At 60.0% G+C, this 12,346-nt stretch carries 10 protein-coding genes; 5 read left to right on the top strand and 5 right to left on the bottom strand.

All coding sequences use genetic code 11. The features are described 5' to 3' along the window. Positions 1–86 precede the first annotated feature (86 nt). Both ACEN8E_RS24250 and ACEN8E_RS24245 read left to right on the top strand, forming a co-directional pair. On the top strand, positions 87–1,442 hold the full coding sequence (locus ACEN8E_RS24250; protein WP_495590163.1) for a transporter substrate-binding domain-containing protein: 1,356 nt from the start codon (positions 87–89) through the stop codon (positions 1,440–1,442). Positions 1,443–1,603: 161 nt separating this feature from the next. Continuing rightward, positions 1,604–1,891 (top strand): DUF3509 domain-containing protein, encoded by a 288-nt coding sequence (locus ACEN8E_RS24245; RefSeq protein ID WP_495590162.1) that lies wholly within the window; start codon positions 1,604–1,606, stop codon positions 1,889–1,891. Positions 1,892–2,061: 170 nt separating this feature from the next. Here ACEN8E_RS24245 and ACEN8E_RS24240 read toward each other — a convergent pair whose 3' ends face one another. Both ACEN8E_RS24240 and ACEN8E_RS24235 read right to left on the bottom strand, forming a co-directional pair. Continuing rightward, positions 2,062–3,027, bottom strand: a complete 966-nt coding sequence (locus ACEN8E_RS24240; RefSeq protein WP_495590161.1) for a TIGR02285 family protein — start codon at positions 3,025–3,027, stop codon at positions 2,062–2,064. After that, entirely contained in the window at positions 2,981–4,180 is a 1,200-nt protein-coding gene (locus tag ACEN8E_RS24235; protein ID WP_495590160.1) for a CaiB/BaiF CoA transferase family protein, read from the bottom strand. The genes ACEN8E_RS24240 and ACEN8E_RS24235 overlap by 47 nt, the downstream gene beginning before the upstream one ends. A gap of 147 nt (positions 4,181–4,327) precedes the next feature. On the opposite strand from ACEN8E_RS24235, the gene ACEN8E_RS24230 reads away from it, so the two are divergent. From ACEN8E_RS24230 to ACEN8E_RS24220, 3 genes are all read left to right on the top strand, one after another. Continuing rightward, positions 4,328–4,870: a YaeQ family protein gene (locus ACEN8E_RS24230; RefSeq protein ID WP_007971297.1), complete on the top strand. Its 543-nt coding sequence runs from the start codon at positions 4,328–4,330 to the stop codon at positions 4,868–4,870. A gap of 69 nt (positions 4,871–4,939) precedes the next feature. Further along, positions 4,940–6,649 carry a single-stranded-DNA-specific exonuclease RecJ gene (gene recJ / locus ACEN8E_RS24225; protein ID WP_495590159.1) on the top strand — a complete coding sequence of 570 codons (1,710 nt, stop codon included), beginning with the start codon at positions 4,940–4,942 and terminating at the stop codon, positions 6,647–6,649. A 278-nt stretch (positions 6,650–6,927) separates the two neighbouring features. Next, positions 6,928–8,034 carry an NADH:flavin oxidoreductase/NADH oxidase gene (locus tag ACEN8E_RS24220; protein WP_495590158.1) on the top strand — a complete coding sequence of 369 codons (1,107 nt, stop codon included), beginning with the start codon at positions 6,928–6,930 and terminating at the stop codon, positions 8,032–8,034. 67 nt (positions 8,035–8,101) lie between these two features. On the opposite strand, the gene glpD is transcribed toward ACEN8E_RS24220, so the two are convergent. The 3 genes from glpD to glpK all read right to left on the bottom strand — a co-directional run bounded on the left by glpD (position 8,102) and on the right by glpK (position 12,292). Beyond that, positions 8,102–9,640: a glycerol-3-phosphate dehydrogenase gene (gene glpD, locus ACEN8E_RS24215; RefSeq protein WP_495590157.1), complete on the bottom strand. Its 1,539-nt coding sequence runs from the start codon at positions 9,638–9,640 to the stop codon at positions 8,102–8,104. 295 nt (positions 9,641–9,935) lie between these two features. Further along, on the bottom strand, positions 9,936–10,691 hold the full coding sequence (locus ACEN8E_RS24210; RefSeq protein WP_007971301.1) for a DeoR/GlpR family transcriptional regulator: 756 nt from the start codon (positions 10,689–10,691) through the stop codon (positions 9,936–9,938). A 95-nt stretch (positions 10,692–10,786) separates the two neighbouring features. Further along, entirely contained in the window at positions 10,787–12,292 is a 1,506-nt protein-coding gene (gene glpK / locus ACEN8E_RS24205; protein ID WP_495590156.1) for a glycerol kinase GlpK, read from the bottom strand. Positions 12,293–12,346 lie beyond the last annotated feature (54 nt).

Raw genomic sequence — 12,346 nt, 5'->3', positions numbered from 1 at the left:
CCTGACGGGCTTTTTCATTTCTGCATGCACACTTGTCGTGTTATCGCCGCGAAAGGACAGGCGAGTGGATTACCAAGGACGTGGGAATGCTCTTTACAAGTGTGTTCAAGCCGGTCGCGCGCTGGCTGATGTTATTCGGCATTCTGGGAGTCACCGAATGGGCAGGGGCGAGCCCGGCATCGATTCAGGAGCGTGGGAAGTCTGTTGCTCGTTCAATGGTCGTGCTGGATGACCAGGAGTCGCAGTGGATGGCGAGCCATCCACAGGTCGTGGTCACGGCGCTGGAATACCCGTTGTACCTGTTCAAGGATGAGCAGGGCCAATGGACGGGCTTGAACAGTGACCTGCTCAAGCGCATCAGTGACATGACCGGGTTGCAGTTCGTTTACGAAGAGTCTTTTTCCACCGATCAGATGCTGGCGCACCTGGAAAGCGACGCAGCGGATATGAGCACGACCTTGTCAATGAATGACGAGCGCAAGGCGTTTCTCGACTTCAGCCATGCGTTCGGCGGTGCGGGATGGGTCTTTGTCGGGCGGGCCGGGGCACCGACGGTGCAGTCGCTGGAGGAACTGGCGGGGCGAGTACTGGTGCTGCCGACCCGGCATGCACTGGAAGCAATGATCCGGCGTGATTATCCGTCTATCGAATTGCATTCGGTTAAAACCTACGCCGAAGCCCGTGCCTGGGTTGAAAGCGGCGAAGCCTACGCCACCATCGAAAACGAAATCGGCGCCCGGCTTTTTCCGTCGGGCCGGCTGCAGATCGGGGCTGTGGTGCCGGGCAAATGGGATGCGGATTATCTGGCAGTGCGTAAAGGTCAGCCGCAGTTGCTGAGTATCCTCAATAAGGCGCTTGAGGCGTTTCCTGAACAGGAATTGCGCAGCCTTCGCCTGAAGTGGTTCGGTGGCGCCACCACGCTACAGGCGCCCGGCGTCTGGCAGCGATTTGACCAGTGGGTCTGCTGGGGCATGTTTGTGGTCAGCCTGTTCGGCCTGTTGTCCCTGCTCTGGAATCGGCGGTTGGCGGTGGTGGTCAGGCAACGGGTCGAGGCCCAAAGGGATCTGAGCGATCAGCTCGCATTCCAGCATGCACTGATGGATGCCATGCCTGACCCGATGTTTGTCCGTGATCTGCAGGGGCGTTTGATCATGTGCAACAAAAGCTATGAGGACGCCTTGTCGACGCGATTTGACCGGATGCAGGGGCGGCAGTTGATCGAAGTCGACGTCATGCCCAGGCAAACCGCGGAACTGCTGCATGCCGAATTTCTGGTGCAGTTGAGTACGCGAAGGACACGCTTCTTCGAGCGCCAATTGCTGTTCAAGGACGGTGTCAGGGATATCTACCAGTGGACAGTGCCGTTTTACACGGCCGATGGCGAGCTGCGTGGATTGTTGGGAGGCTGGGCCGATATCGCCCGGCGTACCCGACAGACGTGATGCTGGCGTTTTTTCTCTGTCATGTTTGCCGTGCATGCTCTCCTGACCGAGCCGCAGGTTCGCTTGCGGTCGGTATCCAGAACTTTCTTCTCGGGCCAGTGGTCATCTGTTGCAGGCATGCCCCAGGCACGTTGTTTTCGGACTATTGAGTGGTGATCGGGATGGAAAGTATCAGTCTGTTGCTCGGTGAGGCACTGAGCCCGTATCAGGTCATATTGAGCCCGTCAGGTACTCGTGGCGAATGCCGGGTGACCCTGAAGAATGCTATCGGCGAGACCGTGGTCGAGCGTGAGTTCAATCAGGCCCAGTTGAATGACAAACGCCTGCTGACGGACGTGGTCGACGGTTTGCATCGCGATGTGCTGATCGCTGAAGGACGTCTGGAGCCTTGTGTCATTGCGGCATTGCGCAATGCAGCGCAGGACAAGCTTCTGGCCAGCCGCAATTGAACGGAATTTTGTGGGAACCTTCCCGCGCCCAGGTCAGTCAGACTTTTTAACAGCAGGATCAAGCATTGTGCTCCGGTGCTTGTAGCTTGCTGCTACTGGTCTCCAGGCAGACCACGTTTAACCTCGGGTCGTCTCCCCACTTCCCGGGGTTTCTTTTTGCCCGGGATTTGTCATGGCTGCGCCAGATTGTCGAAAAACGCCTTGGTGTCTTTCAGGTAATCACTGCGGCTTTGCGGATCCAGCCAGGCGGCGTAGGCCTCATCAAGCTGTTCGCGGGGAAGGGTGCGCAATACCTGGTTGATCTCGACAATGGCCTGCCGGCCCTTTGGCGTATCTGTACAGCCGATGTAGCCAGACAGGTATTTGCCCGTGCCGCGAATCGGATAGAACTGCAGCTCATCCTCGGCGATGCCTTGCTGTGAGGCCTGGTAGCGAATTTCCGGGCGATAGCCCAACAGCAGACGCAAGCGTCCCAGGCGCTGCATTTGCAGCAGGCTGCCCAGGGCGTCGTTGCCGTAATGAGGGGTCAGCGAGTCTGCCGGCGCTTGCTTGAGCAGCCCGTCCAGGTATTCGCCGTAATTGCGCTCGGCAATAATCCCCAGTTTTTCGCTACCGCTGGCAAGCAGCGCTGCCAGGTCCACTTCGCCGTCCTTGATAAAGGGGGCCAGCACCTTTTGGTCAACGCGCCGCACGGCGAGGCCATTGCTCATGGCACGGAAGACCGGGATGGAGAAGGCGATCCACTGTTCCCGTTCCTTGCTCCAGTTCAGCGCGGCATCGCAGACCAGGGTCGGTTCGTGAAGCATTTGCAATCCACGCGCGCGATTGACCCTCATCACACTGTGTTGGTATTGCGGCATGCCGGCAATCAACAGGGGAAGCAATTGATCGATAACGCCCTGGCCCTTTTTGGGGCCGTCGAAAATCGTCAGCGGCGGCAGGTCGCGCTTGAGCCAGATCAGGCTTTCCCCGGGTTGCGCCAGGGCTGACGGGAGCGGTTCAAGGAGCAAGAGAATCGCCAGTAAACACAGCGGCCATCCGCCGTGCGAGGGGCGATGTCTATTGGGCCATGCAGGCAGGCGCCCCAGTTCAGATGGCTCCGTCTTTGCGCAACTGTGCGATCTGTGTCGCGTCATAGCCAAGTTCCTGGAGTACCTGTGCGTTGTGCTCACCCAGTTGTGGCCCGACCCATTCACATTCACCGGGTGTCTCTGAGAGTTTCGGCACAATGCCCGGCATCTTGAAGTCTTTGCCATCCGGCAGTCTGGCTTGCAGGAACATTTCCCGCGCCAGGTACTGAGGGTCATTGAACATGTCTTCGGCACTGAAGATCCGGCTGGCCGGCACGTCGGCCTGATTGAGCAGCGCCAGCACGCTGTCCAGCGGCAACGAGTTGACCCAGCGATCGATGACGCCATAAATCTCGTCGCGTCGGGCATCGCGGCCATCGTTGCTGGCCAGCAGGGGGTCGTTGGCCAGGTCTTCCCGGCCAATGATCAGCATGAAGCGTTTGAAAATCGCGTCGCCATTGGCGCCGATCTGCACGTGCTTGCCATCGGCACTGGTGTGGATCGAGGACGGGGTGATGCCCGGCATGATATTGCCCGTGCGTTCGCGAATGAAGCCGAACACATCGAACTCCGGGACCATGCTTTCCATCATCGCGAAGATGGCTTCATAAAGCGCCACGTCCACCACTTGCCCCTGGCCGCCGTTGACCTCGCGATGACGCAGGGCCATCAGTGCGCCGATCACACCCCAGAGCGCAGCAATCGAGTCGCCGATGGAAATGCCGGTGCGCACGGGTGGCCGGTCTTCGAAGCCGGTGATGTAGCGCAGGCCGCCCATGGATTCACCAACAGCACCGAAGCCCGGCTGATCTTTCATGGGGCCGGTCTGGCCGAAACCCGACAGCCGCACCATGACCAGTTTCGGGTTCAGCGCGTGCAGGACTTCCCAGCCCAGGCCGAGCTTTTCCAGGACCCCGGGGCGAAAATTCTCGATCAGGATGTCCGCTTCACTGAGCAGCTGTTTCAGGATCGCCAGGCCATCCGGGTGTTTCAGGTTCAGGGTCAGGGATTTCTTGTTACGCGCCTGAACGAACCACCACAGCGAGGTGCCTTCATACAACTTGCGCCATTTGCGCAATGGATCACCGCCGTCCGGGGATTCGATCTTGATCACATCGGCACCGAACTCGGCGCAAATGCGCGAAGCAAACGGGCCGGCAATCAAGGTGCCCAATTCGATGACTTTCAGACCGGAAAGCGGTTTGGCGGTGAACGGCATACGAAATCCTGTAGGGCAAGGGATGAGCGAATACAGCGTTTTAACATAGCCGACTGTCAGACGCTTCAGGTCGATCACCTTCAATTCGTGGAATACCTTGCGCATCGGTTAGACTTGCCGCCTTTCCTCGTATCAAGAAGCCCGTTCATGGCCCAGCCGTCCACGACCTACAAGTTTGAACTGAACCTTACCGACCTCGACCGCAGCGTCTACGAGAGCGTAAAGCAGACCATTGCCCGTCACCCTTCGGAAACCGAAGAGCGCATGACCGTGCGCCTGTTGGCCTACGCCCTTTGGTACAACGAGCAGCTGTCGTTCGGCCGTGGTCTGTCGGAAGTGGATGAACCTGCCTTGTGGGAAAAAAGCCTGGATGACCGCGTCCTGCACTGGATCGAAGTCGGCCAGCCGGATGCCGAGCGCCTGACCTGGTGCTCGCGCCGCACTGAGCGTACCAGCCTGCTGGCCTATGGCAGCCTGCGCGTGTGGGAAGGCAAAGTGGTGCCGGCGGTGAAAAACCTGAAAAACGTCAACATCGCCGCTGTACCTCAGGAAGTCCTGGAAACCCTGGCCAAGGACATGCCACGCGTTATCAAGTGGGACGTAATGATCAGTGAAGGGACGATTTTCGTCACCGACGACCGTGGTCAGCACGAAGTCCAGTTGCAGTGGCTGGCCGGTGAGCGCGGCTGATTTTTCGCCGCTGCATTAGCGTGTCACCCGGTTTTATCCTACGTATTGAAGAGAAGCATCTTTCACCCCATGCGCATTGAACCTCGCCTGCTGCCCGACACCCTGCCATTCCTCGGTGATATCCCGCCGCTGCTGACCCGCCTGTATGCGGCGCGGGGCGTGCAATCCGAGGCAGAACTGGACAAGAGCCTGGCGCGGTTGATTCCGTTCCAGCAGCTCAAGGGCATCGATGCCGCTGTGGATCTATTGGTGACGGCGCTCGAACAACGCCAGCGCATTCTGATCGTCGGCGACTTCGATGCCGACGGCGCGACAGCCAGTACCGTGGGCACGCTGGGCCTGCGTTTGCTGGGTGCGGCGCATGTCGATTACCTGGTGCCGAACCGTTTTGACTACGGTTACGGCCTGACACCGGAGATCGTCGCGGTCGCGCTTGAGCGTCAGCCTCATTTGCTGATCACCGTCGACAACGGCATCTCTAGCGTCGAAGGTGTGGCCGCGGCGAAAAAGGCCGGGCTCAAGGTGCTTGTTACCGACCACCACTTGCCCGGTGACGAGTTGCCGTTGGCTGACGCCATCGTCAATCCGAACCAGCCCGGTTGCGAGTTTCCGAGCAAGGCGCTGGCTGGTGTCGGGGTGATTTTCTACGTGCTGATGGCCCTGCGTGCGCGGTTGCGCGAGTTGGGCTGGTACACCAGCAAGCCGCAGCCGAATATCGGCGAATTGCTCGATCTGGTGGCCTTGGGCAGCGTGGCCGACGTGGTGCCGCTGGATGCCAACAACCGGATTCTGGTGCATCAGGGGCTGGAACGGATTCGCGCCGGACGTGCCCGACCGGGGATCAAGGCGATCCTCGAAGTGGCCAAGCGCGATCATGCGCGTATCACCTCCACCGACCTGGGTTTCATTGTCGGCCCGCGCCTGAACGCCGCAGGGCGTCTGGATGATATGAGCCTGGGCATCGAATGCCTGCTGACCGAAGACGCAGGTCTTGCCCGTGAGATGGCTGCTCAACTGGACGGCATGAACCAGGATCGCAAAACCATCGAGCAGGGCATGCAGCGCGAAGCGCTGGCGCAACTCAAGGATCTGCCGGTGGAGTCGATGCCGTTCGGTTTGTGCCTGTTCGATCCCGAGTGGCACCAGGGTGTCATCGGTATCCTTGCGTCACGGATGAAAGAGCGCTATTTCCGCCCGACCATCGCCTTTGCCGATGCCGGAGACGGTCTGCTCAAAGGCTCGGGGCGTTCGGTCCAGGGCTTTCACATCCGCGACGCCCTGAGCGTGGTGGCGGCGCAGCATCCGAATCTGATCACCAAGTACGGCGGCCACGCGATGGCGGCCGGCCTGACGCTGCCGGAGGCGAACTTCCCCTTGTTCGCCGAAGCCTTTGACGCTGAAGTGCGCCGGCAACTGCGCGAAGAAGACCTGACTGGTCGCCTGCTGTCGGACGGCACCCTGGCGGTGGAAGAGTTTCACCTGGAGCTGGCCCGCGCCCTGCGGCATGCCGGCCCTTGGGGGCAACACTTCCCGGAGCCGTTGTTTCATGGGGTGTTCCGGTTGGTCGAGCAGCGGGTGGTGGGCGAACGGCACCTCAAAGTGGTGCTGAAAAGTGAATGTGGTTCGGTGAAACTCGATGGCATTGCCTTCGGGATCGACCGCGACATCTGGCCGAATCCCACCATCAAGTGGGTGGAACTGGCCTACAAACTCGACCTCAATGAGTTTCGTGGCAACGAGACGGTTCAACTGATGATTGCCCACATCGAACCGCGTTGAATCCGGCACCTGTAGGAGCGAGCTCGCTCGCGATGGACGTGAACGATGGCGCTGGGGACCTGATACCCCGCGGTGTCCTGTCGTCCATCGCGAGCGAGCTCGCTCCTACAAGGGGCGACATCCCCTGATGTCGACTAGGCTCTAAGCACTGCTTGATTATCCTTGTGACGTCTTGTCAATTTTTTTGCCCGCGGGGGCGGGTGTTGTACCTTTTTCCTGTCACTCGTCGACTATTCAAACAGAACCTGGAGCCTGCCCACTGATACGAGAGGTGCCCCATGAGTCTGCTGCTTGAACCCTTTACCCTTCGCCAATTGACCCTGCCCAACCGCATCGCCGTTTCGCCGATGTGCCAGTACTCCAGCGTCGATGGCCTGGCCAATGACTGGCACCTGGTCCACCTCGGCAGCCGCGCTGTCGGCGGGGCCGGGCTGGTATTTACCGAGGCTACGGCAGTCACCGCCGACGGACGAATCACGGCTCAGGACCTCGGTCTGTGGAATGACGAGCAGATCGAACCCTTGCAACGCATCACCCGCTTCATCAACGCCCAGGGCGCCATTGCTGGCATTCAACTGGCCCATGCCGGACGCAAGGCCAGCACCCACCGGCCGTGGCTCGGCAAGCATGGCAGCGTCAAACCCGACGATGGCGGCTGGGTGCCGGTCGGCCCTTCACCGATTGCGTTCGATCCACAGCACACCCAGCCCAGACAACTCGATGAAGGCGAGATCGCCAAGGTGATCCAGGCCTTTGTCGATGCGGCAAAGCGCTCGCTGACGGCCGGTTTCAAGGTGGTCGAGGTGCACGCCGCCCATGGTTACCTGCTGCATCAGTTCTTGTCGCCCTTGAGCAATCAGCGCCGCGATCAATATGGCGGTTCGTTCGAAAATCGCATTCGGCTGGTGCTGCAGGTCACTGAAGCGGTGCGTGCGGTGTGGCCTGAAGAATTGCCGGTGTTTGTCCGGGTCTCGGCCACCGACTGGGTGGAGGACGGCTGGAACCCCGATGAAACCGTGGAGCTCGCGCGTCGCCTCAAAGTCCTCGGTGTGGATCTGATCGACGTTTCGTCGGGCGGGACCGCGGTGAATGCCGAGATTCCCACCGGGCCGGGTTACCAGACCCGCTTCGCCGAGCGTGTGCGCAAGGAGTCGGGCATGTCCACCGGCACGGTTGGCATGATCACCGAACCGGCCCAGGCCGAGCACATCCTGCGCACCTGTCAGGCGGACATCATCTTCCTGGCCCGCGAGTTGTTGCGCGATCCGTACTGGGCGCTGCATGCAGATGACGATCTGGGCGGGCACAAGGCCGTGTGGCCGGCGCAGTATCAACGGGCGACTCACCGAGAGCAGCCGATTCACGAATCGGATTTGCGCGACTGAAACCCATAGATACGAAAAAGCCCCTGGATCGTGAGACCCAGGGGCTTTTATTCATGCCGGCGACCGATCAGGCCGCTTCGATCTTGCTGCGGTTCTGTTCGACCTGGTTCAGATAGCCCTTGAGCTTTTCCTGTTCGGCCACTGTCGTGAACAAACCCAGCTTGCTGCGCCGCCAGAGGATGTCGTGGGCGCTGGTGGCCCATTCTTCGCTGCACAGATAGTCCACTTCACGGGTGTAGAGACCGCCGCCGATGTGCTCGCCCAAATCGCTGAGGTCCTGTACGCCTTCGAGCATGCGCCAGGTACGGCTGCCGTAGGTGGTGGCCCAGCGGCGAGCGATCTCGGTCGGAATCCAGTCGAATTGGTCGCGGATACGCGAGCTCAAGGCTTGCGGAGTAGTCATGCCTTCACCGCCCGGCAGCGTGGCGCTGGCGGTCCAGCTTGGCTGGATGTGCTTGAAGTATGGTGCCAGTTGCGCCAGTGCCGACTCGGCCAGTTTGCGATAGGTAGTGAGCTTGCCGCCGAACACCGAGAGCAGCGGGGCTTCTTCGCCGGTGCCGGATAGCGCCAGGGTGTAATCGCGGGTCACGGCCGAGGGGTTGTCGGATTCGTCGTTGCACAGTGGGCGCACCCCGGAATAACTGTGCAGGATATCGTCGCGGCTGATCTGCTTTTTGAAATGGGCATTGACCACGTTCAACAGGTAGTCGGTTTCGCCATCGGTGATCGCAACGGCTGCCGGATCGCCTGTGTACTCGCGGTCCGTGGTGCCGATCAGGGTGAACTGATTCAGGTACGGAATAGTGAACACGATGCGCTGATCTTCATTTTGCAGGATGTGCGCGTGTTCGCCTTCGTACAGTTTCGGTACGATCAGGTGGCTGCCCTGAATCAGACGGATGCCATAAGGCGACTCCATCTTCAGGTCGTCCCGAATGAACTTGGCGACCCAAGGGCCAGCCGCGTTGACCAATGCCTTGGCGCGGATCGAAAACAGGCTGCCATCGGCGCGTTCCAGGTGCAGGTGCCACAGGCCCTTGGTACGACGCGCGCTGACGCAGCGGGTCTGGGTGTGAATGTGGGCACCTTTTTCCCGGGCGGCCATGGCGTTCAATACCACCAGGCGCGCATCGTCGACCCAGCAATCGGAGTATTCGAAGCCCTTGGTAATCTCGCTTTTGAGCGCGCTATCGGGGCCGAACTTCAGGCTTTTCGAACCTTCGAGCTGCTCGCGTTTGCCCAGGTTGTCATAGAGGAACAGGCCGGCGCGGATCATCCAGGCCGGGCGCAAGTGCGGGCGGTGCGGCAACACGAAACGCATTTGCTTGACGATGTGGGGGGCCTTGGCCAACAGCACTTCGCGTTCAGCCAGGGCTTCACGCACCAGGCGGAATTCGTAATGTTCGAGATAACGCAGGCCACCGTGAATCAGTTTGCTGCTGGCCGATGAAGTGTGGCTGGCCAGGTCATCCTTTTCACAAAGGAACACCGACAGACCGCGGCCGGCGGCATCCGCTGCGATCCCCACGCCATTGATCCCGCCACCGATGACGGCGATATCGTAGACCTCGGCGAGAGGAGGCGTGGGCAAGGTGGAAGTGGGCATCGGCTAGGCCTCGGAATTCTTTGAAGTTTTGTATTTGAATTCGAACATTAATGTTCATTTGCGAAAATACTAGCCCATAAAGACGCGCACAGCCAGTCGGCTTCGATTGAAAATACTCATCGAAGGGCCGTTAAAAGAAAATTTACGAACATTTAGAGGTGCGGCATGGCACAAGAGAGTGGTGCAACGTAGATCGCTTTCGCGAGCAGGCTCGCTCCCACAAGGGAGGCTCAGGGCCTGTGGGAGCGAGCCTGCTCGCGAAGGCGTCAGTACCGACGATGGAAATCCAGGGCGGTTAAACGACTTCCAGCCGAACCTTGTGCTGGTTCAACAGCTGCGCCAGCGCCGGGGAGGGCTGCTGATCGGTGACGAGACAATCGACCAGGCTGATCGGCCCCAGGCGAATCATGGCATTGCGTCCGAACTTGCTGGAATCGGCCGCGAGGATCACCTGCCGGGCATTGGCGATGATCGCCTGGGATACCCGCACTTCCTGATAGTCGAAGTCCAGCAGACTGCCGTCTTCATCGATGCCGCTGATGCCGACCAAGGCGAAATCGACCTTGAACTGGTTGATGAAGTCGACACTGGCCTGACCCACCACACCACCGTCACGCCGTACGTTGCCACCAGTCAGCAGCACGTCGAAATCGTCCTTGGCGCTGAGCATCGATGCCACATGCAGGTTGTTGGTGATGATCTTCAGGTGACTGTGGTTGAGCAGTGCCCGGGCGATGGATTCGGTGGTCGTGCCGATGTTGATGAACAACGAGGCATGGTCGGGAATCTGCGCGGCGATGGCTTCGCCGATACGCTGTTTCTCATCGCGCATCTGATCGGCGCGCATGGCGTAGGCAGTGTTTTCGACACTTGAGTCGTAAGCCGCGCCGCCGTGGTAGCGACGCAACAAATTGGCTTCCGCGAGCTGATTGATATCGCGGCGGATGGTCTGCGGGGTAACGACGAACAGCGTGGCCATTTCCTCGATGCTGACATAGCCGCGTTCGCGAACCAGTTCGAGGATTTGTTGCTGACGGGGAGGCAGATTCATGGGGCGTCCTTTGGGCTGCCGTGCAAAATTTGCCCATGATGCCGCAGGAATCCACTCCCTACCAGTTACATGCAGATACCAGTCTGTGTCCTGGCTTATTCAGCCTCGTCTTCAGCCGCCCAATCGCGGGTACGACTGACGGCTTTTTTCCAGCCGGCGTAAAGTTTTTCCTTCGTCGTTTCATCCAGCGCCGGCTCGAACTGGCGCTCGATCACCGCCTTGCCACGCAGCTCCTCCAGGCTCCCCCAGAAGCCACAGGCCAGGCCTGCCAGGTAAGCGGCGCCGAGTGCCGTGGTTTCGCGCATTTGCGGGCGCTCGACCTGGGTGCCGAGGATGTCGGCCTGAAATTGCATGAGGAAGTTGTTCGCGACTGCGCCACCGTCCACGCGCAGGGCTTTGAGGCGTTCCCCGGAATCCTGCTGCATGGCGTCGAGCACGTCGCGGGTCTGGTAGGCAATTGATTCCAGGGTTGCGCGAATGATGTGGTCCACACGCACGCCGCGGGTCAGGCCGAACAATGCACCACGGGCGTACGGGTCCCAGTAGGGTGCGCCAAGTCCGGTGAAAGCCGGCACCAGATACACGCCGTTGCTGTCCTTGACCTTATTGGCAAAGTATTCGGTGTCGTGGGCGTCGTTGATGATCTTCAGTTCGTCACGCAACCATTGCACGGTGGAACCGCCGTTGAATACCGCGCCTTCCAGCGCGTAGGCCACTTCGCCACGCGGGCCGCAGGCGATGGTGGTCAGCATGCCGTGTCGGGATTTCACTGCTTTGTCGCCGGTGTTCATCAGCAGGAAGCAGCCGGTGCCATAGGTGTTTTTCGCTTGGCCTGGCTCGACGCACATCTGGCCGAACAAGGCGGCTTGCTGGTCGCCGGCAATACCGCCAATGGCAATGCCGCTTTTGGTGTGACCATAAATTTGCGACGAGGATTTCACTTCCGGCAGCATTTCGCGCGGAATATCCAGCACCTCCAGCATCTTCGCATCCCACTCCAGGGTATGGATGTTGAAGAGCATGGTGCGCGAGGCGTTGGTGTAGTCGGTGACGTGGACCTTGCCGCCGGTAAACTTCCAGATCAGCCAGCTGTCGACCGTGCCGAACAGCAACTCGCCGTTGCGCGCGCGTTCGCGGCTGCCTTCGACGTTGTCGAGGATCCACTTGAGTTTGGTACCGGAGAAATACGGGTCCGTGACCAGGCCGGTGGTTTCGCTGATGTATTGCTCGTGGCCATCGCGTTTGAGCTGCTGGCAGATCTCGGTGCTGCGGCGGCACTGCCAGACGATTGCGTTGTAGATCGGGCGGCCGGTGTTCTTGTCCCACACCACGGTGGTTTCGCGCTGGTTGGTGATGCCGATGGCGGCGACCTGGTCATGATGCAGGCCAGCTTGTGCCAGGGCCTCGACCATCACGGCGCTTTGCGTGGCGAAGATCTCCATCGGGTCATGCTCGACCCAACCGGCTTGCGGGTAATGCTGCGCGAACTCCCGTTGGGCGGTGCAGACCACGTTCGCATCGCGGTCGAAAATGATCGCGCGGGAGCTGGTCGTACCCTGATCGAGGGCAATGATGTAGTTCTTATTCTGTGTGTCGGTCATGTCGATTGCCTTGGGCGAAAGAAGGGGGTGAGGTCTGGCGCGTGATCAAAGGAC

It is taken from the genome of Pseudomonas sp. Pseusp9 (assembly GCF_059491265.1).
Note: the sequence above shows the minus strand (reverse complement) of the source record. Positions and strands in the feature narration are given on the sequence as shown.